At 69.1% G+C, this 25,383-nt stretch carries 26 protein-coding genes; 7 read left to right on the top strand and 19 right to left on the bottom strand.

All coding sequences use genetic code 11. The features are described 5' to 3' along the window. Nucleotides 1-52: 52 nt before the first annotated feature. Together ACZ3HV_RS24195 and ACZ3HV_RS24200 are read right to left on the bottom strand one after the other, a co-directional pair. Complete coding sequence (locus tag ACZ3HV_RS24195) at nucleotides 53-589, bottom strand: carbonic anhydrase (protein WP_465687239.1); 537 nt, start codon at nucleotides 587-589, stop codon at nucleotides 53-55. Beyond that, nucleotides 586-1,587 carry an alpha/beta fold hydrolase gene (locus ACZ3HV_RS24200; RefSeq protein ID WP_465687240.1) on the bottom strand — a complete coding sequence of 334 codons (1,002 nt, stop codon included), beginning with the start codon at nucleotides 1,585-1,587 and terminating at the stop codon, nucleotides 586-588. Before ACZ3HV_RS24200 ends, ACZ3HV_RS24195 begins: the two co-directional genes overlap by 4 nt. Nucleotides 1,588-1,663: 76 nt before the next feature. Between ACZ3HV_RS24200 and ACZ3HV_RS24205 the strand changes: the two genes are divergently transcribed. Further along, nucleotides 1,664-2,293: a TetR/AcrR family transcriptional regulator gene (locus ACZ3HV_RS24205; RefSeq protein WP_465687241.1), complete on the top strand. Its 630-nt coding sequence runs from the start codon at nucleotides 1,664-1,666 to the stop codon at nucleotides 2,291-2,293. 8 nt (nucleotides 2,294-2,301) lie between these two features. Here the strand turns inward: ACZ3HV_RS24205 and ACZ3HV_RS24210 are convergent, their stop codons facing one another. The 5 genes from ACZ3HV_RS24210 to dnaK form a co-directional block, all read right to left on the bottom strand. Beyond that, complete coding sequence (locus tag ACZ3HV_RS24210; protein WP_465687242.1) at nucleotides 2,302-2,838, bottom strand: GNAT family N-acetyltransferase; 537 nt, start codon at nucleotides 2,836-2,838, stop codon at nucleotides 2,302-2,304. A gap of 359 nt (nucleotides 2,839-3,197) precedes the next feature. Continuing rightward, nucleotides 3,198-3,653, bottom strand: a complete 456-nt coding sequence (locus ACZ3HV_RS24215; protein ID WP_465687243.1) for a heat shock protein transcriptional repressor HspR — start codon at nucleotides 3,651-3,653, stop codon at nucleotides 3,198-3,200. After that, nucleotides 3,653-4,831, bottom strand: a complete 1,179-nt coding sequence (gene dnaJ / locus ACZ3HV_RS24220) for a molecular chaperone DnaJ (RefSeq protein WP_465687244.1) — start codon at nucleotides 4,829-4,831, stop codon at nucleotides 3,653-3,655. Before dnaJ ends, ACZ3HV_RS24215 begins: the two co-directional genes overlap by 1 nt. A gap of 27 nt (nucleotides 4,832-4,858) precedes the next feature. Continuing rightward, nucleotides 4,859-5,566: a nucleotide exchange factor GrpE gene (gene grpE / locus ACZ3HV_RS24225; RefSeq protein ID WP_465687245.1), complete on the bottom strand. Its 708-nt coding sequence runs from the start codon at nucleotides 5,564-5,566 to the stop codon at nucleotides 4,859-4,861. Continuing rightward, a complete protein-coding gene (gene dnaK / locus ACZ3HV_RS24230) occupies nucleotides 5,563-7,428 on the bottom strand; it encodes a molecular chaperone DnaK (RefSeq protein ID WP_465687246.1) in 1,866 nt (621 codons plus the stop codon). Before dnaK ends, grpE begins: the two co-directional genes overlap by 4 nt. Before the next feature lie 277 nt (nucleotides 7,429-7,705). Here dnaK and ACZ3HV_RS24235 point away from each other — a divergent pair, with 277 nt between their 5' ends. Both ACZ3HV_RS24235 and ACZ3HV_RS24240 read left to right on the top strand, forming a co-directional pair. Further along, entirely contained in the window at nucleotides 7,706-8,176 is a 471-nt protein-coding gene (locus ACZ3HV_RS24235) for a GNAT family N-acetyltransferase (protein WP_465687247.1), read from the top strand. A gap of 175 nt (nucleotides 8,177-8,351) precedes the next feature. Then, nucleotides 8,352-9,257 carry a type IV toxin-antitoxin system AbiEi family antitoxin domain-containing protein gene (locus tag ACZ3HV_RS24240; protein WP_465687248.1) on the top strand — a complete coding sequence of 302 codons (906 nt, stop codon included), beginning with the start codon at nucleotides 8,352-8,354 and terminating at the stop codon, nucleotides 9,255-9,257. A gap of 42 nt (nucleotides 9,258-9,299) precedes the next feature. Here ACZ3HV_RS24240 and hutI read toward each other — a convergent pair whose 3' ends face one another. The 9 genes from hutI to hutH form a co-directional block, all read right to left on the bottom strand. Beyond that, nucleotides 9,300-10,463 (bottom strand): imidazolonepropionase, encoded by a 1,164-nt coding sequence (hutI, locus tag ACZ3HV_RS24245; RefSeq protein WP_465687249.1) that lies wholly within the window; start codon nucleotides 10,461-10,463, stop codon nucleotides 9,300-9,302. Continuing rightward, nucleotides 10,460-11,770, bottom strand: coding sequence for a formimidoylglutamate deiminase (locus tag ACZ3HV_RS24250; RefSeq protein ID WP_465687250.1), 1,311 nt, complete (start codon nucleotides 11,768-11,770; stop codon nucleotides 10,460-10,462). The genes hutI and ACZ3HV_RS24250 overlap by 4 nt, the downstream gene beginning before the upstream one ends. Further along, the gene (locus tag ACZ3HV_RS24255; RefSeq protein ID WP_465687463.1) at nucleotides 11,767-12,939 is read right to left on the bottom strand and encodes an allantoate amidohydrolase; all 1,173 of its coding nucleotides are present in this window, start codon (nucleotides 12,937-12,939) and stop codon (nucleotides 11,767-11,769) included. The genes ACZ3HV_RS24250 and ACZ3HV_RS24255 overlap by 4 nt, the downstream gene beginning before the upstream one ends. A gap of 11 nt (nucleotides 12,940-12,950) precedes the next feature. Beyond that, nucleotides 12,951-13,880, bottom strand: a complete 930-nt coding sequence (locus tag ACZ3HV_RS24260) for an ABC transporter substrate-binding protein (protein WP_360361625.1) — start codon at nucleotides 13,878-13,880, stop codon at nucleotides 12,951-12,953. A gap of 77 nt (nucleotides 13,881-13,957) precedes the next feature. Next, on the bottom strand, nucleotides 13,958-14,608 hold the full coding sequence (locus tag ACZ3HV_RS24265) for an ABC transporter permease (RefSeq protein ID WP_465687251.1): 651 nt from the start codon (nucleotides 14,606-14,608) through the stop codon (nucleotides 13,958-13,960). A gap of 1 nt (nucleotide 14,609) precedes the next feature. Beyond that, the gene (locus tag ACZ3HV_RS24270) at nucleotides 14,610-15,266 is read right to left on the bottom strand and encodes an ABC transporter permease (RefSeq protein WP_465687252.1); all 657 of its coding nucleotides are present in this window, start codon (nucleotides 15,264-15,266) and stop codon (nucleotides 14,610-14,612) included. Further along, nucleotides 15,263-16,264, bottom strand: a complete 1,002-nt coding sequence (locus ACZ3HV_RS24275) for an ABC transporter ATP-binding protein (RefSeq protein ID WP_465687253.1) — start codon at nucleotides 16,262-16,264, stop codon at nucleotides 15,263-15,265. Before ACZ3HV_RS24275 ends, ACZ3HV_RS24270 begins: the two co-directional genes overlap by 4 nt. A 173-nt stretch (nucleotides 16,265-16,437) precedes the next feature. Continuing rightward, nucleotides 16,438-18,093, bottom strand: coding sequence for a urocanate hydratase (gene hutU / locus ACZ3HV_RS24280; RefSeq protein WP_465687254.1), 1,656 nt, complete (start codon nucleotides 18,091-18,093; stop codon nucleotides 16,438-16,440). A gap of 16 nt (nucleotides 18,094-18,109) precedes the next feature. After that, the gene (hutH, locus tag ACZ3HV_RS24285; protein ID WP_465687255.1) at nucleotides 18,110-19,657 is read right to left on the bottom strand and encodes a histidine ammonia-lyase; all 1,548 of its coding nucleotides are present in this window, start codon (nucleotides 19,655-19,657) and stop codon (nucleotides 18,110-18,112) included. A 105-nt stretch (nucleotides 19,658-19,762) separates the two neighbouring features. Here hutH and ACZ3HV_RS24290 point away from each other — a divergent pair, with 105 nt between their 5' ends. The 3 genes from ACZ3HV_RS24290 to ACZ3HV_RS24300 are packed head-to-tail and all read left to right on the top strand — an operon-like array spanning nucleotide 19,763 to nucleotide 21,630. Continuing rightward, complete coding sequence (locus ACZ3HV_RS24290; RefSeq protein WP_465687256.1) at nucleotides 19,763-20,659, top strand: GNAT family N-acetyltransferase; 897 nt, start codon at nucleotides 19,763-19,765, stop codon at nucleotides 20,657-20,659. Further along, entirely contained in the window at nucleotides 20,659-20,847 is a 189-nt protein-coding gene (locus ACZ3HV_RS24295; RefSeq protein WP_465687257.1) for a hypothetical protein, read from the top strand. The genes ACZ3HV_RS24290 and ACZ3HV_RS24295 overlap by 1 nt, the downstream gene beginning before the upstream one ends. A 24-nt stretch (nucleotides 20,848-20,871) precedes the next feature. Beyond that, complete coding sequence (locus tag ACZ3HV_RS24300) at nucleotides 20,872-21,630, top strand: IclR family transcriptional regulator (protein ID WP_360361605.1); 759 nt, start codon at nucleotides 20,872-20,874, stop codon at nucleotides 21,628-21,630. Between the two features lie 542 nt (nucleotides 21,631-22,172). On the opposite strand, the gene ACZ3HV_RS24305 is transcribed toward ACZ3HV_RS24300, so the two are convergent. From ACZ3HV_RS24305 to ACZ3HV_RS24315, 3 genes are all read right to left on the bottom strand, one after another. Then, on the bottom strand, nucleotides 22,173-23,594 hold the full coding sequence (locus tag ACZ3HV_RS24305; protein WP_465687258.1) for an aromatic amino acid lyase: 1,422 nt from the start codon (nucleotides 23,592-23,594) through the stop codon (nucleotides 22,173-22,175). Between the two features lie 156 nt (nucleotides 23,595-23,750). Beyond that, on the bottom strand, nucleotides 23,751-23,996 hold the full coding sequence (locus tag ACZ3HV_RS24310) for a type B 50S ribosomal protein L31 (RefSeq protein ID WP_325024287.1): 246 nt from the start codon (nucleotides 23,994-23,996) through the stop codon (nucleotides 23,751-23,753). Continuing rightward, nucleotides 23,993-25,090, bottom strand: a complete 1,098-nt coding sequence (locus ACZ3HV_RS24315) for a CobW family GTP-binding protein (protein WP_465687259.1) — start codon at nucleotides 25,088-25,090, stop codon at nucleotides 23,993-23,995. Before ACZ3HV_RS24315 ends, ACZ3HV_RS24310 begins: the two co-directional genes overlap by 4 nt. Before the next feature lie 124 nt (nucleotides 25,091-25,214). On the opposite strand from ACZ3HV_RS24315, the gene rpmG reads away from it, so the two are divergent. Beyond that, nucleotides 25,215-25,382, top strand: coding sequence for a 50S ribosomal protein L33 (gene rpmG / locus ACZ3HV_RS24320; protein WP_465687260.1), 168 nt, complete (start codon nucleotides 25,215-25,217; stop codon nucleotides 25,380-25,382). The last annotated feature ends 1 nt before the right edge of the window (nucleotide 25,383 follow it).

Consider the following 25,383-nt stretch of genomic DNA (forward strand, 5'->3'; position numbering starts at 1 on the left):
CTATCCAAACTTGAGTCCATTCCACTCAACTCTGCCAAAACCTGGGGACAATTCAGGGTTGCGGGTAGCTCGCATCGACGGTCGTGGCGACGCGTCCGGTGGCGATGTCGTACACGTGCCCCGAGACGCTCACTTTGGGTGACAGCAACGGGGAGTTCAGTAGCCGCTCGACGTCGGTTTTGACGGTGACGTGCGGGTCGGCGACAGCGGACGCCTCCAGCGCCACCTCGGCGAGGCCGGTCGCCTCGGCGGCTCGTTGGCGGAACCCGGGGTCGGCCAGGAGGCCGGTGCCGCACTGCGTGTGGTGGATGACCGCAACCTCGAAGAGCGTGTCCGCCCCGCCGCTCCACTGCTCGGCGAGGAACGAGAGATAGGCGACGTCCTCGACGACGGCAGGCGTGACGCGTCCACCGGCATTGCGGATGACGGGCGCGTCGCCGAGTTGAAGGCCGAGGACGATCGCGGGATCGACCCGGTGGTCGAGGCAGGTAACGACGATCACCGGTACGGCGGGCAGGCCGAGCGTCGCCGGCGAGTACGTGCGGGCGAACTTCTCGTTGCACTCGAGCAAGGGACTCAGCTTGGTCATCGGTGCCCCTTCGAAGGTCCGACCCCATGACGGGAGGCGATGTCCCGGATTGCGGCGGCGAGCAGGTCCGGGTGCTCGCTCGTGGTCAGGTGACCGCCAGGAAACGTCAGTACGTCGGCGCCAGGCACGCGAGCCCTGGCTGCGTCGACCTGGCGATGCTCGTACGGGTCTTCATCGCTGCCCCCGACGTAGATGGCGACGTCCGGCAGGGCACGGGTGACAGCGGCGAGATCCCAGCGTCGGGCGTGGCGGCGGTGTTCCTTGACGAACCCCGCTGCTTCATGGAGGAACAACGCACCGTCTCGGCGGATGATCGCCGACCGCAGTTCGGCGAGCTCCTCCTCGCTGGGCGGGTAGTTCCGCGAGTACAGGCGCGCCCCCAGCATCGCCGCGTTGAACCGCTTCTGCGACTGCTCCGCCTGGCGCGCCGCCAACGCGCCGATCGGGGTACGCAGCAACGGCGTGCCTTGCCACGGGTGCGTGTGACCGTCGGCGAACAGGCCGCCGTTCATCATGAACACAGCCACGATCTCCGGGCCGGCGTCCGCCCGCTCCGCCTTGCGGCGCAGCAGTTCGAGCAACGCCAGCGACGTGTAGTCGAAGGTGACGACGACGGTTCGGCGTACGCCGTGATGACGCCACAACGCCTCGACCAGATCGGCGCGCTCCATCGTGGAGTACCGGTAGTTGCGCGGCGCATCCGAGTCCCCCTGCCCGACCGGCTCGACGTACAGCCGTGGACCAAGGTCGTCGCCTAGCATCCCGTCGACCTGCGCCCAGCCGTACGAGCCGTCCGGGAATCCGGGCAGCATCGTGAGCCAGGTTGCGTCGACGCCCGGATGTGCGCCGACGAGACGCTGGAAGACCCGGATCGGGCCCCCGGGCACCACCCGGGCGGACTCCGGGTCGTAGGGAATCCGCTCTCCGCCGGCGTACCACTGCTCCGCTGTCACCAGCACGCGGTCCCGCGGCCGCGCCGCCGCGTCGTTGTGAGCCATTGCTCCTCCTCATTTTAGTGGACACTGTCCACATTACATGCTTAGTGGACAGTGTCCACTTGTTAGTCTGTTGCCCATGACACCGGAGGTGACGCGGCGGCGGGCGCGTGGCGCGGTCCGCGACGGCCTGGTCGCCGCGGGGCTGGAGCTGGCGCGGACGGGCGGCCCGGAAGCGGTGCTGCTGCGGGAGGCGACCCGGCTGGTCGGCGTCGTACCAAATGCCGCCTACCGGCATTTCGCCGATCGCGACGAGTTGCTGGCCGCGGTCTGCGCCGCGGCCATGCGCGAGCTGTCCGACCGGATGGCGGCCGGCGTCGCCCGGGTGCGCGGCAAGCATGGCGATGCCGCAGCCGCCGGTCGCCGTTTGGGCGCGATCGGTTCTGCTTACCTGGAGTTCGCTCGCGAGGAACCGGGGCTGTTCGCAACGGCTTTCGCCGTACCGCAGCAGCATGAGTACGCCGCTACGCTCGATGGGACCGGACAGGACCTGTCACCGCTGGGGCAGTTGCGGGCCGTGCTCGACGAGCTGGTCGTCGCCGGTGTGCTCGAGCCCGGACGCCGGGACGGCATCGAGTACCCGATCTGGTCGACGGTGCACGGATTCGCCGTGCTTGCCGGACAAGGCCCCTTGCGCGACGTCCCCGACACGACCCGCCGACGATTCGAGCAGCTCACCCTCGCCTTCATCGCCGGCGGCCTGACCTGAGTGCTGGGTCAGGTGCTGAACTCGGAGCCGCGGATCCGGTAGACCTGCAGGTTGAGGTCGTAGTACTTGTCGGTCTCGCCGACCCACTGCATGCCGAGTCGGCGAGCCGTCGCGATCGCGCGCTTGTTGTTCGGGCGGGCGACGGCGAACAGCTCGTCGACCGCGCCCTCCTTGAACGCCCAGCGCATCAGCTCACGGCTGGCCTCGGTCGCGTACCCGTGGCCCCAGGCGCTCGGCCGCAACTGCCAGCCGATCTCCAGATCCTCCTCGTACGGCGGGAGCAGGCGGATCATCAGCGCGCCGACCAGCTCACCGTCGTCGCGACGGGTGACGGCCCACCGGCCCGCGGGAACGACGAAGTTCGGCTGGGCCTCGATCCAGGACTGCAGCACGAGCCGCATGCTGGTCGCGTCGGGGACCTGTTCGACGGCCGGCGACAGCCAGGGCGCCACATCGGCCGAGCCGTAGATCTCCAGCGCGGCGTCGGCGTCGTCTTCTTCCCAGTCCCGGATGAGCAGCCGGTCTGTCTGCAGACTGAGTGTCACCTCGCCAGCGTAGGCGGTCCTGCGCCGGATACAACAGAAACGCCGACAGCCCCGGATCGCCGAGGCGATCACGGGGCTGCCGGGTCAGAGCGAGCCGCAGGGCGGTCCGGTGAGGGACCACCCTGCGGGGGTCGAAGGGCGCCGGGGGGACGGCGCGCCTTCGACTGTGGAGGCGTCGGGGGGACGACGACCTCCACTGGCCGAAGGCTCCGAGGGGTGGGGGTTCGGAGGCCTCCGGCGGTCTGTGCCGGAAGAGCACGTGCTTTGTACCCATTCCGGGTGCCGCGCGAAACGGTGGGGCTCAGAGCCCGGGCGCGGCCGGGAGCTGGGTGCTGGTCAGCGGGGGACCCGCTCGCTTGTCAGCGGGGGCCCAGCTCCAGGGGCTGGGTCCGGATCCAGCGGGTCGTCGTCTGCTGCCGGCCCATCGCGATCACGTCGCCGGCCGGTCCGGCCGAGAAGACCCGGCTGCCCGTGTTCTGCCGTGACACACCGACACCACGCTGGACTTCTGCCAGGAGCTGGTTGACCCGCCTTCGCAGGTCCTCCACCTCCGACTGTAGCGCGAGGATGTGCCGAATTCCCGCCAGGTTGACGCCCTCTTCTTGTGACAAATGCTGCACGTACCTCAGCTTCGCCACGTCGTACGCCGAGTACCGCCGGCCCCGGCCGGACGCCCGGCTCGGCGTCACCAAGCCGAGCCGGTCGTACTGGCGCAGGGTCTGCGGATGCATGCCGGCCAGCTGGGCCGCCACCGAGATCACGTAGATCGGGGTGCGGTCGTCCCAGGTCGGCACCTGGCTGAACGGGATACCCATCACGAGCTCCCGAACAACCCGGCCCGCAGATCGGGCTGGTCCGACGTCGAGCTGAACTCCTGCAGCTTGGCGCGCTGCTCGTCGGTCAGCTCGTGCGGGACCTGCACCTCGAGGGTGAGCAGGATGTCGCCCTTGGTGCCGTCCCGCCGTACCGAACCCTTGCCACGGACGCGCAGCTTGCTGCCGTTCGCCGTACCGGCCGGGATCCGGACCGTGACGGGCATGCCGTCCAGGGTCGGCACCTTGATCTCGGCGCCCAGCGCGGCCTCGGTGAAGCTCACCGGGACGTTCAGCGTCAGGTGCTCGCCCTGCCGGCCGAAGATCCGGTGGGCGTGGACATGCACGGTGACGTAGAGGTCGCCGGCGGGGCCACCTCGCTCGCCGGCCGCACCCTTGCCCTTCAGCCGGATCCGCTGGCCGTCCTGCACGCCCGCGGGGATGCGGACCTGCATGGTCTTGCTCGACTGGCCGCGGCCGGAGCCGTGGCAGGTCTCGCACGGCTGGTCGACGACCAGGCCGCGGCCCTTGCACTCGGTGCACGGCTCGGTCATGGCGAACACGCCGCCCTGGACCGAGGTCTGCATCCCCGTGCCCTCGCACTTCAGGCAGACCTTCGGCACCGTGCCGTACTTCGCGCCGGTGCCCCGGCAGGTCTTGCACGGCTCGTCGCTGGTCATCCGCAGCGCCACGGTGACACCGTTCACGGCTTCGGCGAACTCGATCGACGCCTCGGTCTCGATGTCCGCACCGCGCCGCGGACGGGCCGTCGACGTGCTGGTCGTGGTCCGGCCACCACCGCCGAACATGCCGCCCAGGATGTCGCCGAGGCCGCCACCGCCGCCGCCCGCACCCGAACCGCCGCGGTTGAACAGGTCGCCGACGTCGAAGTTGAACCCGCCGCCGCCCTGACCACTGCCACCCGGCATCCGGAAACCGCCGCTGCCGAACAGCCGGCGCGCCTCGTCGTACTCCTTGCGCTTCTTGGGATCGCCGACGACGTCGTACGCCTCGGAGACCTCCTTGAACTTGGCCTCCGCGGACGCATCACCGGCGTTGGAGTCGGGGTGGTACTTGCGCGCCAGCTTGCGGTAGGACTTCTTGATCTCGTCGGCCTCGGCGGTCTTGGAGACGCCGAGAACCTTGTAGAAGTCCTTCTCGAGCCAGTCCTTCGTGCTCATCCGACGCCTCCCCTCCCATCGAGTCCGTTACTCCGCGGACTTGTCCGCGGCCTTGTCGTCATCTGTGTTCTCCACCGGTACGTCGGCCTGTACGGCGTCGGCCGGTAGTTGCTCGGTCGGTTCCGAGACGGCCACCCGGGCCGCCCGCAGGACACGCTCGCCGAGGCGGTACCCCGGCTGCATGACCATCGTCGCGGTCGGGCCGTCCACCTCGTCGGAGTAGTTGTGCAGCAGGGCCTCGTGGATCCGCGGGTCGAAGGAGTCGCCCTTCTCGCCGAACTTCACCAGGCCGAGCTTCTCGGTGACCCGTTCCAGCGATTCCGCGACCGCCTTGAACGCACCTTCGAGCTCACCGGCTTCCCGGGCCCGGCCGACGTCGTCCAGGATCCCGAGCAGCTCGGTCAGGACCGACCCGATGACGAGCTCGCGGCTCGCCTCGCGGTCCCGGTCCACCCGGCGCTTGTAGTTGACGTACTCGGCCTGCAGTCGCTGCAGGTCCGCCGTACGCTCGGCGAGCGCCTCGGTCAACAGAGCCTCCTGGGCTGACGGGCCGATCAGGTCCGACGGGTCGCGTGGCGGCTGGGCACCCGGGGTGCCCGGCATGCCCGGTGCGGCACCCGCCGCGGGAGCCTCGGAAGGCTCCCGCAGCGCGCCGGTGTCCGGGTCGATCCGGCGCTTGTCCCGGACGACGGGCTCGCCGTCGCCGAACTCGCTGCCAGTCGGTCGATCCGTCACTTGTCCTCCGTCTTGTCCTGCGGCCGGTCCTCGTCCACGATCTCGGCGTCGACGACGTCGTCGTCGTTGCTGCTCGAGCTGCTCTCGTCGGACGAGGAGCTGCTGTCCTCGGAGCCGCCGGCGGCCTGGGCGTTCGCGTACATCGCGGCACCCATCTTCTGGCTGGACTGGGCGAGCTTCTCCGAGGCGGTCTTGATCACCTCGGCGTCGTCACCCTCGAGCGCCTTCTTCAGCTCCGCGACGCCGTCCTTGACCTCGGTCTTGACGTCGTCGGGGATCTTGTCCTCGTTCTCCTGCAGGAACTTCTCCGTCTGGTAGACCAAGCTCTCCGCCTGGTTGCGGGACTCGACGGCCTCGCGGCGCAGGCGGTCCTCCTCGGCGTACTGCTCGGCGTCGCGGACCATCTGGTCGATGTCGGTCTTCGGCAGCGCGGAGCCACCCGTGACCGTCATCCGCTGCTCCTTGCCGGTGGCCAGGTCCTTGGCGTTCACGTGCACGATGCCGTTCGCGTCGATGTCGAAGGTGACCTCGATCTGCGGCACGTTCCGCGGCGCCGGTGGCAGCCCGGTCAGCTCGAAGTTGCCGAGCGACTTGTTGTCGCGGGCCATCTCGCGCTCGCCCTGGTACACCTGGATCATCACCGACGGCTGGTTGTCCTCGGCCGTGGTGAAGATCTCCGAGCCCTTGGTCGGGATCGTGGTGTTGCGCTCGATGATCTTGGTGAACACGCCACCCTTGGTCTCGATGCCCAGGCTCAGCGGGGTCACGTCGAGCAGCAGGACGTCCTTGACCTCACCCTTCAGCACACCGGCCTGCAGGGAGGCGCCGACGGCGACGACCTCGTCCGGGTTCACGCCCTTGTTCGGGTCCTTGCCACCGGTCAGCTCCTTGACGAGCTCGGCCACCGCGGGCATCCGGGTGGAGCCACCGACGAGGATCACGTGGTCGATCTTCGCCACGTCGATGCCGGCGTCCTTGATGACGGCCTTGAACGGGGCGCGGGCGCGCTCCAGCAGGTCGTTGCTCATCTTCTGGAACTCGGCCCGGGAGAGCTTCTCCTCCAGGTGCAGCGGGCCGGACTCGGTCAGGCTCAGGTACGGCAGGTGGATGGTGGTCTCGGCCGCGGCGGACAGCTCGATCTTGGCCTTCTCGGCGGCCTCGGTGAGGCGCTGCATGGCCATCTTGTCGCCGGACAGGTCGGTGCCGTTCTTGTTCTTGAACTGGGTCACCAGCCACTGCACGATCCGCGCGTCCCAGTCGTCACCACCGAGGTGGTTGTCACCGCTGGTCGCCTTCACCTCGAAGACACCGTCGCCGATCTCCAGCAGGGACACGTCGAACGTGCCGCCGCCGAGGTCGAAGACCAGGATGGTCTGCTCGGTGCCCTTGTCCAGGCCGTAGGCCAGCGCGGCCGCGGTCGGCTCGTTGACGATCCGGTGCACCTTCAGGCCGGCGATCTCCCCGGCCTCCTTGGTCGCCTGGCGCTGCGCGTCGGAGAAGTAGGCCGGCACGGTGATGACCGCGTCCGTGACCTGCTCCCCGAGGTACGCCTCGGCGTCCCGCTTCAGCTTCTGCAGCACGAACGCGCTGATCTGCTGCGGGGTGAACTTCTTGCCGTCGATGTCCACGTTCCAGCTCTCGCCCATGTGACGCTTGACGGAGCGGATGGTGCGGTCGACGTTCGTGGTGGCCTGGCGCTTCGCCACCTCGCCGACCAGGACCTCGCCGTTCTTGGCGAAGGCCACCACCGAGGGCGTCGTGCGCGCTCCCTCGGCGTTGGGGATGACGGTGGGCTCGCCACCTTCCAGTACGGCGATGACGGAGTTCGTCGTACCGAGATCGATACCGACCGCGCGGGCCATGTGTTTACCTCCACACTGTGTGAGTTCGGGGACGTCCCCCGGAACCCCGGACTTGAGTGATGCAGACTCAATGTTGCCGTTCGCCGGCCCCGGTTTCAAATCCGTGACCGCGCAAACTTGAGTTCACTAGGCTCAACATGGCACATGGGTCAGGTCATTCCCAAGGCAACCCCCGGATTTCCGGGTCCCGGCCAGGGTCGGGCCAGGGAGCACCCGAACTGACCCCTGCCGGAGAAAAGGTTTTCCGTGGGAAGGTGTCACCGTGAGACTCCGCCCTATGACCGCCGCTGACTTCGCCGCGGTACTTGCGCTCAACGCCACCGCGGAGGGTCTGGTCGAACCACTCGGCCCGGACCGCCTTGACTGGCTCCGCCTGATCGCCGCGCACGCCGCGGTGGTCGACCTGGACGGCCGCCCGGCCGGCTTCGTCCTCACCTTCACCCCGGGATCGGCGTACGACGGTCTCGAGTTCGGCTGGTTCAGCCAGAACTACGCCGACCGCTTCCTGTTCATCGAACGGATCGTCGTCGACCCCGAACACCACCGCCAGGGCATCGCAACGATGGTCTACCGCGCGATCGAACGCGCCGCCCAACCCTTCGACCGCGCCGTCACCCGCGTCCGCTCCGACCCACCCGACCAGGCCGGCCTCGCCTTCCACGCCGCCCGCGGCTACATAGAAGTAGCCAAACAACGCCACGCCAACGGCACCACCAACGTCCTCCTGACCAAGGACCTGACCACCTGACCGCCTGGGTCGGGGCGATCGACATCTGGATCGACGGACCGCCAGCCCATCACAATCGCGCCAACCTCCGGGCTTCCCGCGTGCGCCGTGGGCCGAAGCGCGAATGTGATGGGCTGGCGGTCCGCCTGTGGACGAACTTCGGCACGATCCGCTACGGTCCGTCATCCTCGGACGTGTGTTCCAGGTCATCGAGGTTCTTCAGCGCCGCGGAGGGACAGCGACATTTGCGGAGCTGCGGGCTGCTGTCTCGGCGCGTGCCATCCGCGGGGCACTGGCCGACGGGGCGATCCGGCGGATCGCCAAGGGCGTCTACGCGATGCCTCCGGCTGCCGATCCACTTGCCGCGGCCCATGCACAGGCCGGAGTCGTGTCCCATCTGAGTGCCGCCGTCCTCCACCGTTTCTCAGTGCTCGACCTGCCGACAGAGCCGCACATCACAGTTCCGCGCGGGCAACACCGCCGATTGAGTCCGGTCGCTTGCGAGCTGCACTGGGCCGATGACGTTCCCGCCGACGGGTTCGTGACCGGCAAGCTCCGGACCGTCCTGGACTGCGCCCGTACTCTGCCGTTCGCCGCCGGCCTCACCGTCGCGGACTCGGCCCTCCGGCTCCATGCGGTCGATCGCTCGCAACTGATGGTCGCGGCCGCCGAACTGAGCGGCCCCGGTTGCCTTCGGGCCCGGCGGGTGGCGGCATCCGCGGACGGCAGGGCGGAGTCACCACTGGAGTCCGTCCTGCGGGCGATCCTGATCGAAGCGGGCATCGACGGTTTCGAACCTCAGGTCGTGGTTCGGGACCACGGATTCTCCGCCCGAATCGATCTTGGCCACCTAGGACTACTGATCGCCCTCGAGGCCGAGAGCTTCGCGCATCACGGCACGCGGACGGCACTCACCAGAGACTGCCGCCGGCACGTCAACCTCACCATCCGTGGCTGGCGTCTACTCCGCTTCTCCTGGGAGGACGTGATGTTCGACCCCACCTGGGTGGTGGAGGTGATCCGGCAGGCGATGGCCGGATCTCCAGGCCATCACAATGCGGCCGAAACCGTCTCCGCCGGCCGTGGCCGGCGCGCGCTGTGACGATTGCGATGGCCTGGGGGTCCGCCCCCACGGACGTTCACCTCAGACCGGCCGACCCCCGACGAACGTTTGGGCTATGAGGGGGACGGCGGGGCGGTAGGAGAGGTGTAGGTGGGTGGGGGCGTTGAGGATGGTGAGGTTGGCTTGGGCGCCGGGGGTCAGGTGGCCGATGTCGGGGCGGCGGAGGGAGGCGGCGCCGCCGGCGGTGGCGGACCAGAGGGCTTCGGCGGGGGTCATGTGCATTTCGCGGACGGCCAGGGCGATGCAGAAGGGCATGGAGGAGGAGTAGCCGGAGCCGGGGTTGCAGTCGGTGGCCAGGGCTACGGTGACGCCGGCGTCGAGGAGGCGGCGCGCGTTCGGGTACGGCGAACGGGTGGAGAACTCGATCGCGGGGAGTAGGCCGGCAACGACGCCGGTGGAGGCGAGGGCGTCGATTTCGGCGTCGGTGAGGTAGGTGCAGTGGTCGGCCGCGGCCGCGCCGACTGAGCAGGCCAGCTGGACGCCTGGCCCCTCGCCGAGCTGGTTGGCGTGGACACGGGCCTGCAGACCGCGTGCCAGTCCGGCCTCGAGGATCGCGCGACCCTGGTCCTCGTCGAAGGCACCTCGCTCCACGAACACGTCGACCCACTTGGCATGCTCCGCGGCCGCGTCGAGCATCGGCCCGGTCACCAGCGACACATAGCCCGCTGGGTCATCGGCGTACTCGGCCGGGACGACATGCGCTCCCAGGTACGTCGTCTCGTCGGTGAAATGGCTCGCGATCTCGAGCGCCCGCGCCTCATCGCCGACGGTCAGCCCGTACCCGGACTTGATCTCGACCGTCGTCGTCCCCTGCCGCCGCATCTCGGTCACCAGCCGGGCGACGTTCGCGGTCAACTGCTCGTCGGTGGCCTGCCGAGTCGCCGCCACCGTCGTCCGGATCCCGCCGGCGGAGTACGGCGTACCCGTCATGCGGGCCGCGAACTCCTCGGCCCGGTCACCGGCGAACACCAGGTGGGAGTGCGAGTCCACGAACCCCGGGATCACCGCCCGACCGCCGACGTCCATCGACGAGTCCGCCGCGGGCGCCTCGCGCTGTGAGCCGACCCACGCCACCTTGCTGCTCTCGATCACCAGCGCCGCATCGTGAATCTCGCCGAGCAGGTCACCTCGCGCCGGATCGTTGGTCACCAGCGAACCGATCCCGGTCAACAGCAGAGAAGTCATCGCGTCACCGCCGCGATCGAGGCGGCCAGCTCGCCCGCTACATCCAGCGAAATATGCTTGCCCTCAGCAACCACGTGTTTGCCGGACACCACCACATCGCGAACGTCGGCGGCCGACGCCGCGAACACCGCGGTCTCCGCGGCCCCGCCGGTCCCTGCCGTACGGACGCTGTCCAACCGGACCGCGACCAGATCGGCGCGCGCCCCCACCTCGATCACCCCGGCGTCGCCGAACCCGATCGAGCGATGACCGTCGACCGTTGCCGCGCGCAACAGCTCCGGCGCCGACCAGTGACCGCGCTCCTGGGAGGCGAGCCGCTCGTTGAGCTCCACCGCGCGCATCTCCTCGAACAAGTCGATCACCGCATGACTGTCCGACCCCAGCGTCAACGGCGACCCCACGTCGCGCAGTGCCGTCGACGGCCCGATCCCGTCGGCCAGGTCCCGCTCGGTGGTCGGGCAGACGCATGAGTACGTCGCTGAACTGCCGAGCAACCCCACATCGACATCGGTCAGGTGGGTCGCATGGACGGCACTCGTCCGGCCACTGAGCAAGCCGGCTTCGTCGAGGACCTGCGCCGGCGTCCGCCCGTACGCCTCGAGACAGGCCGTGTTCTCGGCGACCTGCTCGGACAGATGGATATGAAGCGGTACGTCGGGGAACGCCGAGGCGACCGCGCCGAGTTGTTCTTGCGGCACCCCGCGGACCGAATGCGCGGCCGCACCGATCACGACATCATCGGAGCCGGACAGCACCGACACCCGCGATGCCCAGGCCGCGGCGTCGCCATCGCTGAAGCGTTGCTGCACGTCGTTGAGTGGCTGATCGATCCCGCCGGCGACGTAACACGTGTCCAGCAAGGCGATCCGGATCCCGGCATCGCGAGCCGCCGCGATCAACGCCGCACCCATCGCGTTCGGGTCGTCGTACCGGCGGCCGCCCGGGGCGTGATGCAGATAGTGGAACTCGCCGACCGCGGTGATGCCGGCAAGCAGCATCTCGCCGTACACGGCCCGGGCGAGGTCGTAGTACGAGTCCGGGGTCAGCGCCGCGGCGACGGCGTACATCTGCTCGCGCCAGGTCCAGAAGGTGCCGCGCTCGGTCTGCGTTCGGCCGCGCAGCGCTCGGTGGAAGGCGTGGCTGTGGCAGTTCGCCAGGCCTGGCAGCACCAGCCCGTCCAGGCGGACAGCGTCGCCGGGGTCGGCGTCGGCCGAGACCGAAGCGAAACGGCCGTCGACGACTGTGACCAGGACGCCCGACGCGATGCCGGTCGGGAGGAGTGCGGTCGAGCACCAGTACGACGTCACTTGGCGAGGTCCCTCAGTACGGCGGCCAGCGCGTCGACGCCGGCGAGACAGTCGTCCAACTCGGCGTACTCCGCGGGCGAATGGGACACGCCGGTCGGGTTCCGGACGAACAGCATCGCGGTCGGGATCCCGGCCGCCGAGAACACCCCGGCGTCGTGGCCGGCGCCGGTCGGGAGCACCGGTGCACCATCCAGTACGTCGACCAGCCGGTCCCGCAGGCCGGCCGGGAAGTCCACGATCGGTGACACGGACTCCGGCGTCACCTCGAGCGTCGTACCGTCGCGTTCGGCTCGCTCGGTCGCCTGCTTGGTGATTGCTGAGAGCAACGACTGGAGAGCGTCGTCAGTGGCGGCGCGGGCGTCCAGCCAGGCGGTGACCTGGGACGGTACGGCGTTCGTACCGTTGGGCTCGACGGAGAGCCGGCCGAACGTCGCGCGGGCTCCGGCGAGGCGGGCCTGCTTGTTGGCGGCGAGCGCGGTCATGGCGTAGGTGAGCATCGGGTCATGCCGGTCTTCCATCAGGGTCGTGCCGGCGTGGTTTGCTTCACCGCCGAACGTGAACCGATACCTACCGTGCGGCCAGATCGAACTCGCGACACCCACCGGCGCCGTCAGCCCGCGGCCCTGCTCGACATGCAGCTCGAGGAACGTCCCCATCCGGTCGAGCAACGGCGACGGCCCGAGACCCGCCGGATCCGTCCCCGCGGCCTCCAACGCAGCACCGAGTGAGACGCCTGAGCGATCCTTCAAAGCCAAAGCCTTCGCGGCAGGCAACACCCCGGCCGCGACCCGGGATCCCAAACAAGGCATCCCGAACCGCGACCCCTCTTCCTCTACAAACGCACCTACACCGATTGGCACCGACGGCGTGAACCCTTCAGCCCGCAACTGATCAACAGCAGCCAGAGCCGAAACCACACCAAGAGGCCCGTCGAACGCCCCTCCATCAACCACAGAGTCCAGATGACTACCCGTCACCACACCTGCGCGATCCGATGAACCCCACCAGGCGATGAGGTTGCCTATGCCGTCGGATTCCAGGGTCAGGCCGCGGGTGGCGCACTGGTCGGTGAACCAGTGCGTCGCCTCGCGTTCTGCCGGCGTCCAGCCGCCCCGGTGGTAGCCCCCGGTGTCGGGGTCACAACCGATGGCGGCCAGCGCCGTCCACATGTCCTCGAAACTCAAGACAGCGGGTTCTTCGACAGCCAGTCCTTCGCGACCGCGTCCGCGCTCTCCTTGCCGACGTCGATGCGCTTGACCAGGTCGGTCAGGGCCTCGGTGGTCAGCTTCGCGTCGACCGCGTTGAGCGTCGCCACGATGTCGTCGGACTTGTGGTCGGTCCGGATCAACGGAACGATGTTGTTCGGCGGCAGGATGTTCTCCGGGTCGTCGAGCTGGACCAGGCCCTCGTCCTTGATCACCGCCTGGGTGGTGAACAGGTTCGTCACCTGGATCTGGTTGTCCAGCAGCGCCTTGATGCTCAGCGGACCACCTGCGTCCAGCGTCTTGTACTCCTTGAACTCGACGCCGTACTTGTCCTTCAGGCCCTTCAGACCGGCCGACCGGACCTTGAACTCCGAGCTGCCACCGGCGACCAGTTCCTTGCCGACCGGCTTCAGGTCGGCCAGCGACTTCAGGCTGTACTTGTCCGCGGTCGCTTTGGTCACCACGATGGTGTCCTCGTCGGTGGCCGGCGACATCTCCAGCACCTCGAGGCCCGGCGTCAGCGCGCCCTTCAGCGCGTCGTACGCCTTGTCCGGGTCGGTCTCGGTGGAGTTCTTGTCGAAGTACGCCAGCGCGGCGCCGGTGTACTCCGGGACCAGGTCGACGGACCCGTCCTTGATCGCGGCCATGTAGGTCTCGCGGTTGCCGATGTTCGGCTTCTTCTTGACCTCGATGCCCTTGGCGGCGAGGGCCTGGCCGTAGATCTCCGCCAGCAGCTGGCTCTCGGAGAAGTCGGCCGAGCCGACGGTGATGCTCGACACCTTGGACGGTGCGGGTGAGGAGCCCGCGTTGTCGCTACCGAGCTGGTCGCCCCCACCCCCACAACCGGCCAGGCCGAGCACCGCCACTCCGGCGATCGCAGTACGGATGAGTGTGGATCTCAACACGAGAGCCTCCAGTGTTCTCGTCAGCCACCGGCAGGTGCCGATGGGTGTTGCCAAGTTCATCAGGTACGTCGGACAGTTCAGCTGATCTTGAGCCCCTGCGAGACCGTGATCCGGCCGATCACCGCGAAGAGCACGTCGAGCAGGATCGCGAGCAGGGCCACCAGCAGGGCGCCGGTGAACATCTGCGGAAAGTCCCGGAGCTTCAGCCCGTCGACCACGTAGCGTCCGAGACCGCCCAGCGACACCAGCGCGGCGATCGTCGCGGTCGAGACGATCTGCAGCGTGGCGCTGCGCAGGCCGGAGATGATCAGCGGCAGCGCGATCGGGATCTCCACCTTGGTCAGGATCTCGCGGCCGGTCATCCCCATCCCCCGGGCCGCGTCGATCGTGGCCGGATCGACACCGGACACCCCGGCGTACGTCGAGGCCAGGATCGGCGGTACGCCGAGGGCGAACAGCGCGATCAGCACCGGCAGGAAGCCGATCTGGTCGGTCAGCAGGACCGCGATCATCAGCAGGCCGAGGCTCGGCAGGGCGCGGGCGGCGTTGCCGAGGTTGATCGCCAGGAACGCGCCGCGCCGGGTGTGGCCGATCCGCAGGCCGATCGGCAGCGCGACCACCGCGGCCAGCCCGAGCGCGGCAAACGTGTACCAGACGTGCTCGACGATCCGCGCCCAGATCCCTTCGTTCCCGGACCAGTTGTAGGAGTCGGTGAGGTACTGCCACATGTCAGGCCACCTCTCCCACGGGAGCGGCGACGCGCGCCCACGGAGTCAGGAGTCGCTGCAGCACGACCAGGATCACGTCGGCGACCAGCGCCAGCAGCAGCGACAGCACCACGCCGACCACGACCGGGGTGAGGAAGTCCTTCTGGAAGCCGAGCGTGAACAGCTCACCCAGACCGCCGATGCCGATCACCGCGCCGACGCTGACCATCGAGATGTTGGCCACCGTGACCACGCGCAACCCGGTGAAGATCACCGGTACGGCGATCGGCAGGTCGATCGCGATCACCCGGTGCAACGCGCCGTACCCGACCGCGACCGCCGACTGCCGGACGTCGGCCGGTACGGAGCGAAGTCCGTCGATCACGTTGCGGATCAGCAGGGCGACGGTATAGATGGTCAGCGCAACGATGATGTTGACCGTGGACAGCACCTTGGTGCCGAGGACCGCCGGGATCACGATGAACAGCGCGATCGACGGCAGTGAGTACAGCACGCCGCCCAAGGCGATCAGCGGGTTCGCCAGCCAGGAGTACCGGGTGGCGACGTACCCGAGGGGCACCGAGATGATCAGCCCGAGGATCACCGGGATGATCGCCAGGTAGAGGTGCTCGCGGAGTTGTTCCCAGATCAGCGCGACGTTGTCGGCGATCCAGCTCATGATCGCAACACCTCGGCGACAGTGGCCTGGTCGACGACCCCGATCGCACGGCCGTCGTCGTCGACGCACACGCCACACCCGGTCGGTGAGGTGAGCACGGCGTCAAGGGCCGCGCGGAGCGAGTCGCCGCGCTTGAACACGGAGCCGATCGGAAGCAATTCCGTCGCACTCCCGTTGCGCCACCCGACCGGTACGCCGTCCTGCACCGCGAGCGCCTCCGGCAACGGCTTGAGCGGCAACTCGTCCGGATGGACGAACGTCAGCGCCCGGTAACCGCGATCCTGCCCGACGAACCCCCGGACGAAGTCGTCGACCGGATTCGCGAGCAGCTCCGCCGGCGGGGCGAACTGGGCCAGCTTGCCGCCGACCTGCAGGACAGCGACGTTGTCGCCGAGCTTGATCGCCTCGTCGATGTCGTGGGTGACGAACACGATCGTCTTGCCGATGTCGCGCTGCAGCCGGAGCAACTCCTCCTGCAACTGATGGCGGACGATCGGGTCGACGGCACTGAACGGCTCGTCCATCAACATGATCGCCGGGTCGGCCGCGAGCGCGCGGGCGACGCCGACTCGTTGCTGCTGGCCACCGGACAGCTGGGCCGGATACCGCTCGGCCAGCTTGGGGTCGAGGCCGACGCGCTCGAGCAGTTCCATCGCCGTACTGTGCGCCTTGCGCTTGTCCCAGCCGAGCAGCTTCGGCACGGTGGCGACGTTGTCCACGACCGTCCTGTGCGGGAACAGGCCGGCGTTCTGGATCACGTACCCGATGCCGCGGCGCAACGTGACCGCGTCCTTGCCGTTGATGTCCTCACCGTCGATCGAGATCGTCCCACCGGTCCGCTCGATCGTACGGTTGATCATCCGCAGCGACGTGGTCTTGCCGCAGCCGGACGGACCGACGAACACGGTGATCTCGTTGCTCGGGATCCGCAGGGACAAGGTGTCGACGGCGACGGTGCCGTCCGGATACCGCTTGGTGACGTCCTCGAACTCGATCATGGCGCCCCTTCGCGCTCGTCGTCGGTCGCCCGATCGACCCTAGCGGAACGAGAGACCGAAGCCACGTGATCGCCCGGTTTCTCGCTCCCCGAGAAAGTGCACCATAGCGGTAGGGATTGCTACAGTCGCACTCTGCTATTACCTTCGCCGTCCCGCCGCCCCAGTCAGGGCAGTCAGGATTCCCGCATCGGAACCCTGACACCTTGTTCGGCCGCGACCTCCGCGGCCTTGTGGTAGCCGGCGTCGACGTGCCGGATGACACCCATCGCCGGGTCGTTGGTGAGTACCCGCTCGAGTTTCTGCCGGGCCAAGTCGGTGCCGTCGGCAACCGATACCTGGCCGGCGTGGATGGACCGGCCCATCCCGACGCCGCCGCCGTGGTGGATCGACACCCAGGACGCGCCGCTGGCCACGTTCACCATCGCGTTCAGCAACGGCCAGTCCGCGATCGCGTCCGAACCGTCCAGCATGCCTTCGGTCTCCCGGTACGGCGATGCCACGCTGCCGGTGTCCAGGTGGTCCCGGCCGATCACGATCGGCGCTTCGAGCTCGCCGGAGGCAACCATGTCGTTGAACCGGACGCCGGCCTTGTCCCGTTCGCCCTGGCCGAGCCAGCAGATCCTTGCCGGCAGCCCCTGGAACGCGACCCGCTCGCCGGCCATCTTGATCCAGCGCGCCAGGTGCTCGTTGTCCGGGAAGAGGTCGAGGATCGCCTGGTCGGTCTTGGCGATGTCGGCCGGGTTGCCCGACAGCGCGGCCCACCGGAACGGGCCCTTGCCCTCACAGAACAGCGGCCGGATGTATGCCGGTACGAAGCCGGGGAACTCGAAGGCCCGGTGGTAACCGGCCTTGCGAGCCTCGTCGCGGATCGAGTTGCCGTAGTCGAACACCTCGGCACCCGCGTCCTGGAAGCCCACCATCGCGGCGACGTGCCGGGCCATCGAGGCCTGCGCGCGCTCGGTGAAACCGGCCGGGTCCTTCTCGCGGGCGGTGGTCCAGTCGTCGAAGTCGATCCCCACCGGCAGGTACATCAGCGGGTCGTGCGCCGAGGTCTGGTCGGTGACGATGTCGATCGGCGCGCCCAGCTCCAGCAGTTCCGGCACGATCACCGCGGCGTTGCCGAGGACACCGATCGACAGCGGCCGGCGAGCTTTCTTGGCCTCCTCGGCCAGCCGCAATGCGTGCTCCAGCGAGTCCGCGCGGACGTCGAGGTACCGGTGCTCGATCCGCCGGTCGATCCGGGAGGAGTCGACATCGATACAGATCGCGACACCGTCGTTCATGGTGACGGCCAGCGGCTGCGCGCCGCCCATGCCGCCGAGTCCGGCGGTCAGCGTGATCGTCCCGGCCAGCGAGCCGCCGAACTTCTTCGCGGCGACCGCGGCGAACGTCTCGTAGGTGCCCTGCAGGATGCCCTGGGTGCCGATGTAGATCCACGACCCGGCCGTCATCTGGCCGTACATGGTCAGCCCCATCGCCTCGAGCTTGCGGAACTCCTCCCAGGTGGCCCAGTCGCCGACCAGGTTCGAGTTCGCGATCAGTACGCGCGGCGCCCACTCGTGAGTCTGCATCACACCGACCGGCCGGCCGGACTGCACGAGCATCGTCTCGTCGTCCTTCAGCGTGGTCAGGGTCCGGACCATCGCGTCGAACGAGTTCCAGTCGCGGGCGGCCTTGCCGGAACCGCCGTACACGACGAGCTCGTCGGGGTGCTCGGCGACCTCCGGGTCGAGGTTGTTCTGCAGCATCCGCAGCGCGGCTTCCTGCTGCCAGCCGCGGGCGGTCAGGGTGGTACCGCGGGGCGCGCGCACAGGACGGGGTCCGGACATGGGTGATCCAGCCTTTCTAGTTCAGCGGGCCGGTGACGGCCTCGGTGACGGTGATATAGGTGCCGTCGGCAACAAGCCGGACGGAGTGCTCGATCTCGGGGGCGAGGTGCCGGTCGGTGCCCGGTCCCTCGACGTGGGCCCGCAGGGCGGTCCGGACGGCGGCGGTGGCCGGGGCCGGAGTGAGTGGCGCGCGCAGGTCGAGCGCCCGCGCGGCGGTCAGGATCTCGATCGCCAGCACCCGCTGGAGCCCGTCGATCGCCTTGCGCAGCTTGCGTGCGGCCGACCAGCCCATCGAGACGTGGTCCTCCTGCATCGCGCTGCTCGGGATCGAGTCGACGCTGGCCGGTACGGCGAGCCGCTTCAGCTCGGACACGATCGCGGCCTGCGTGTACTGCGCGATCATGTGACCACTGTCGACCCCGGGATCGTCGGCCAGGAAGGCGTTCAGCCCGTGGTTGCGCGCGACATCGAGGAAGCGATCGGTACGGCGCTCGCTGATCGACGCGACGTCCGCGACGGCGATCGCGAGGAAGTCGAGCACGTAGCCGACCGGAGCGCCGTGGAAGTTGCCATTGGACTCGACCCGCCCGTCCGGCAGGACAACCGGGTTGTCGATCGCGGAGGCGAGCTCATAACCCGCGACGGTGGCCGCGTGGGAAGCGGTGTCGCGCGCGGCGCCGTGCACCTGTGGTGAGCAGCGCAAGGAGTACGCGTCCTGGACGCGGTTGCAGTCCGGGCCGCGATGGCTGGCGACGATCGCGCTGTCGGCGAGGATCGCGCGCAGGTTGGCGGCCGCGAGGGCCTGGCCGGGCTGGGGGCGCAGGGCCTGGAGTTCCGCCGCGAATACCCGGTCGGTGGCGAGCTGCCCTTCGACGCTCATCGCGGCGGCGATGTCGGCGGTCTTGAAGAGCCGGTCGAGGTCGGCCAGCGCGAGCAGCAGCATGCCGAGCATGCCGTCGGTGCCGTTGATCAGCGCGAGGCCTTCCTTCTCGGCCAGCACGACCGGCGTCAGGCCGTGCGCCGGCAGCGCATCCCGGGCGTCAAGAAGATTGCCCTCGGCATCTCGGACCGGACCTTCGCCCATCACCGCGAGCGCGACGTGGGACAGCGGCGCGAGATCACCGGAGCAGCCGAGGCTGCCGTACTCGTGGACCACCGGAGTCAGGTGCGCGTTGAGCAGACCGGCGTACGCCTGGGCGGTCTCGACCTTCACGCCCGTACGGCCGGTGGCGAGGGTGGAGAGTCGCAGCAGGGCAAGCGCCCGGACCACTTCGGTCTCCACCTCGGGGCCGGAGCCGGCCGCGTGCGACCGGACCAGGCTGCGCTGCAGCTGGGCGCGCAACTCGGGCGCGATGTGCCGGGTCGCGAGCGCGCCGAAGCCGGTCGATACGCCGTAGTGCGGGGTGTCCGCGTGGGCGAGGGCCTCGATGGCGGCCCGCGACTTCGCGATCTCCTCGAGTGCCTGGTCGCTGATCCGCACCTGGGCTCCGTGCCGCGCCACCGCGACCACGTCGGCCGCGGTCAGCGGCCCGACGCCGACGATCACTTCATTGGTGTGTTCCACTCGAACATTGCACCGCGCGGCACCGGCAACCGACAGCAGCGCCGCACAGTTTCTGTCTCGGATCTGAGACACCTTGGTGGACCACCTGACACCTAGAGTGAGGGAATGGTGTTCGAGATCCGGCCGGCGAGGCCGGAGGATGCGGCGGGGATCGCTCGGGTCTGGGCCGCGGCCGTGCCACATCTGGTGAAGACGGCGGGCGCGATCGAGGTTCAGCTCCGCAGCGGCACCGGCCGGGTCGACCTGATCGCGGTCGACGGCTCCGACGTGGTCGGCTTCGGCAACATCTTCCTGCCTGGTCCCGAAGACCGGTCGCCGCGGGTCCGGATCGCGGTCCAGGTCCCCCCGGACCTGCGCAAGCGCGGTATCGGGGGCGCCCTGGCGGAGACGATCTGCACGGAAGCCGCCGCGGCCGGTGCGGCGAGCCTGCTGGTCGTCGTCGCGGACGACGACGGGTCCAAGGAGTTCGCGACCCGGCGTGGGTTCACCATCGGTCGCCGGATGAGCCATTCCAGTGCGGAACTGAGCGCCGTACCGGAACCGCCGGCGCTTCCCGCGGGTCTACAGGTCGTGAACTACGAACAAGCGGATCCGCGGGAGTTGTGGCGTGCCGTGGTCGCCGTCGCCGACGGTGATCCCAGTGGCCTGTCGTTCGCACCGCCGTACGACGAATGGCTGGCCGTCGACTGGGGGAACCCGGATCTGCGGCGCGACCTCAGTGCCGCGGTGCTGGACGGCGACACGGTGCTGTCGTTCGTGACCACGACCGCGGATCCGGGGCGGGGAGTGATCTGGTCGAACTTGACCGGGACGATCCCGGCTGCGCGTGGGCGCGGGCTGGCCAAGGTGGTGAAGTCGGTGGCGCTGACGCGGGCCCGGGACGCGGGGTTCGTCACGGCGAACACCGGGAACGACGCGGCGAACGCGCCGATGCTGGCGGTGAACGCGTGGCTCGGCTATCACGTGTCGTCGGCCGCCTGGACCGCGGAGAAGACCCTCTGATGCGGATCGCCCTGACCCTGGTGTTCTTCGGCGTCCTGTCGTTGTTCGTTGGTGCCTTGGTGTCCGGCGAGGACTATTTCGACTGGGGCGTCGCCGGCGGGCTGTTCGCGCTGGCCGTGGCGGGCGAGGGCGTGCGGTTCTGGCTGAAGCGGAGCCGCGCCAAGAAGCGCCAATCGTCCGGGATCTGAGACCGGGACGGTTACCCTGCCGTTGTGAGCGGCAACGTTCCCGCCTCGACCCGGACCCTGCGGGTGCTGACGTTCCTGGCCACCCAGCCCGGACCGGTACCGATGGAGCGCATCGCCTCCGCGGTCGACCTGCCACGCTCATCGACGTACCACTTGCTGCGGGCAATGATCGACGAGGGCTTCGTCGTGCACCTGCCCGAGGAGAAGCGCTACGGGCTCGGGGTGGCCGCGTTCGAGATCGGTTCGGCATACCTTCGGCACGATCCGCTCGAGCGACTTGCCCGGCCGCTGCTCGTCCAGCTCGTCGCGGAAGTCGGTCAGACCGCGCATCTCGGCGTACTGCATGGTCGTGAGCTCGTCTACCTGCTGAAGGAACAGCCGCCTCGCCCGGTCACGTTGGTCACCGACGTCGGCGTACGGCTCCCGGCCACCCTCACCGCCTCCGGCCGCGCGCTGCTCGCCGAGCTCCCGCCGGCCCAGGTCCGCGCGCTCTTCCCCACTCCGGAGAGCTTCGTACGGCGTACCGATTACGGACCCCAGACCCTCACCCAACTCCGCCGGCTCCTCGCCGACGAGAAACGCCAGGGCTTCGCGGTCGAGGACTCCTTCATCACCCCCGGCGTCGCCTCCGTCGCCAGCGCCGCCGTCGACCACGCCGGCCACCCAGCCGCCGCCATCAGCGTCACCTTCCGCACCGACGCCGTCCCGCCCTCCGAACGCCCCCACCTGGCCCACCGAATCCGCCAAGCCGCCACAGCCCTCACCCGCCGCCTCCACGGGTAGTGGACGTCCACCACTCACCAAGGCCCGCACCACCGGCAACCGCACGCTCACCGACCTGCCTGAGCGGCGCGGACTCGGGGGTTGGTGAGTGGGGGACGTCCGGGTCCACCGCCGTCCGGCGCTGGGGATCGACCGTTGGGCGATAACCGGTTGCGAGGGGGCAGCGACTTTAGGTGAGATCGGGGTGACGGTCACACCGCGGAAGGATGACCTCGCCGGTACGCCGACAGTCGATCCGGCCGAGCTGGTCACGGTGTTGTTCGGCGGGCGCTCGGCGGTGACGATCCCGGTAGGTGCTGAGTGGGTGTCCGATCCGGTGCGCGTCGCCGTACCGGATGACACCGACCTGGTGGTCAGCAGGTACTTCCCGGGTCCGACCGGTCCGCTCACGCAACACCCGGCCGGGTACGCGACCGGCTTCTCCGCCACCGGGGACCAGACGGCCGGCGACGGGTCGTCGTACCAGGCGATCCCGGGCATGGCCCGTTACATCATCGAGGGCGTCGACGTGCAGAGCCGGGCGCGTTCAACCTCAAAGAGCTCTAGCCGGACTCGGCGGGATGCTCGACCTGGCGGTCGCCCCATTGCGTCATCAGACCGCGGGCGATCTCCAGGTCCTCCCGCAGCGAACGGTCGGCCAGGTCGTCCGGCAGAGCCGCGAGCGCATCCGCCAGCCACGGGCCGACCGCGGCCGGCGCGAGATCGTCAGGCGTCAAGCCGGCCAGGCGAATCGCGCGTACGGCGGTGACCAACTCACTGGCCAGCACTTCGCGCAGCGCGTCCAGGAGCTGAGCAGTCAGTACGGCGGCCTGCGGCGCGAAGCTGGCGTGGTGCTCGGCTCCCCGCGACAGCGTCGCCGTACCGAGAGTGGCCGGCTGAGCCGCTGAACGAACCGAGGCCAGCGCATCGTGCGCGACGTACTCGATCATCATCACCCCGGAGCTCGCCTCGGCCCCGCTGGCCAGGAACCGGGTGAGTCCGGTGAATTCCGGGTCGACCAGGTTCGCCACCCGGGACGTCGACAGCGTCGCGACGCTGTGCAGGCTGAGCCGGAGCGAGTCGAGGGCGAGGGCGATCGGCATCGCGTGCCAGTTGCCGTTGTGCAGCACGGTGTCGCCGGCCACGAGCGGGTTCTCCGCGGAGGCGTTGATGTCGATCCGCAGGCTGTTGCCCAGCGCGTCCACGTGGTCGACGGCAGGCCCGAGTACCTGGGCGAAAGCGCGCAGACCGAAGGGATCCTGAATGCGGGCCGGCGGGAGCGGCAGGTCGTCGAGCAGTCCGCGCATCCGGCGCGCGACCCGGACCTGCCCGGGTTGCGGACGGGCCTCGTGCACGCGAACGTCGTACACCTCGGCATTGCCGCGCAGCGCGACATGCGACAGCGCACCGACCAGCGGTACGACGTTGATCAGCGTGGAGGCCTCGACGTACGCGAGGCAACACTCGGCCAAGGTGATCGCATTGCTCGAGAGCAGCGGGAGCGCGCTGACTCCGTCGACGACGGGGCCGAGGGCCAGTCCGAGCTCGGCCAGTGGACCGAGGTCACCGGTGCCGATCGCACCGCCCCGGTGCAGATCCGGCAGGACGTCATCGTTGAGCAAGGCAACGATCGCGTCGGCGACCTCGGGCTCGAGCCCGGAACCGCCCGAGGCGAGCTGGTTGACCCGGATCAGCAGCCCGAGCCGGACCACATCCTTCGGGTACGACGTCGTACCGGTGGTGGAATGCGATCCGAGCAACCGGGCGCCGTGCTCGGGGTCGGCGGTGAGGACGTCCCGGTTGGCGCCGACGCCCGTGGTCCGCCCGTACACCGGTCGATGCCGCGCGACCTCGGCCACCGCGGTGGCCGACTCGTGCATCCGCTTCCGCGCGTCGTCACTCAGCCGCACCGCGGTACGCCGTTGCCCCAGCGCCACCGCTTCCAACGGGCTCAGCCCGGCCCCCACCAGCTCCACCGGTTCCATCCACCCAGTGTGAGCTGCCACACCCGCCCACAGACACCAGCGACCCGAATCCGCCGTCTCGAATCCGAGACGTGTCCGAGCCTCAGACAGCAAAACGGGGCCTCGAACAGGTTATTTCCTGTCCGAGGCCCCGATTCAGGTTCAAGCCGACGGCGGTTACTTCTGGCCGTAGCGCTTCTTGAACTTCTCCACGCGGCCCTGGGTGTCCATGACGCGCTGCTGACCCGTGTAGAACGGGTGGCTGGCGGACGAGATCTCGACGTCGACGACCGGGTAGGTGTTCCCGTCGTGCCACTCGATGGTCTCGTTGCTCTCGCGCGTCGACCCGGTGAGGAAGCTGAAGTTGCCGGACTTGTCCCGGAAGACGACCCGGCGGTAGTCGGGGTGAATGTCCTTCTTCATGCTGCGGTACTTCCTTCCAAGTAAGGGGCGAACGGATCGGTCAAGGGGTGGACCGCTTCATCCGCACGAAGGACACAACCATCCAGGCGCTCCCGTAATTCCCGGACGTCCAGACCGACTCCGGTGATCGACAGGTACGACGCGCGATCGCCGGACTCCGGGTGCCACTCGAGCGCCGACCGGGCCTGGTGCTGCTGCCCGACCGCGGGCCAGCGATCGGCGGGGAGATCCGCGAGCCACGGACCCAGGACGCCGATGGCGACGTTGGTGCCGAAGCTGTCCCAGCTCAGCCGGTTGCGGTGCTGGGTCGCGATCCACACGGTCCCCCGGCCGCGCGCCGTCCCGGCGACCAGGTCCTCCAACGCGTCGTACAAGCGCTCCGGATGGAATGGGCGATCCGACTGCCAGACGAGCGTCCGCACCGGACCGTCGTCGTGCAGCGGAGCCACGATCGATCCGGGCTCGGCGGCGGCGTCGGCATCATGCAGCCGTACGCCGAGCAGCCCGGCCGGCGTGGTCCTGGTGATCAACTGGGGGTTGATCGCACGCACCAGTGCGCGGGCGGTCTCGTCGTCGCTGCTCAGGACCGCGGCGTTCGCGTACTCGAGCTGGCTCGCAACCACCTCGGCGACGGCCCGGCCGTCCTCGGCCGCGGTCGGGATGCCGCGCTCCCGGACCAGCTGGTCGCCGGTCAGGTCGTCGATCACACTGCCCGTGTCGACCGTCGTGATGACCGCGTCCACCCGGAGCTCCCCGCCTCCGTCCCGGGCGATCTCCTCGGCGAGTGCCTTGGTATCTCCGGCGGACGGCAGGTTCACGATCGCGACGTCGTACTGCTCGACCGCCCCGATGCTGAGCAACAGCTGCACCAGCGAGCCCCGCATCGCGCAGGAGGTGCACGGGTGGCTCATCCGGATCACCTCGCGGTCGATCACGCCACCGGCGGTCCGGGCGACCCGTACGACGGAGCCGTCGGTCAGGCCACTGACGTCGTACTCGACCAGGACCCCGGCCGGCCCGGCGGCCAGCAGATTGGCCGCGACCGCGCCACGGAACTCCTCGTCGACACCTGTCAGCAAGGTCACCGGCAGCATCCGCACCTCCGCCTTATTGAAAACGATAACCAGTACACCGTACCCTCCGAGCCGGAATAGCGGCCACCCCGCCGGCGTTATCACCAGCGAGGGTCACCCGCCAGGTGATCCGGGAAAGGACAGTATGGCCAAGCGCAACGACCTCCGCCCGATCGTCAAGCTCCGCAGCACGGCGGGCACCGGCTTCACCTATGTAACGCGGAAGAACCGCCGGAACAATCCCGACCGGCTGGTGATCCGCAAGTACGACCCCGCGCTGCGGCAGCACGTCGACTTCCGCGAAGAGCGGTAAA

This window comes from Kribbella sp. NPDC020701 (assembly GCF_055562215.1).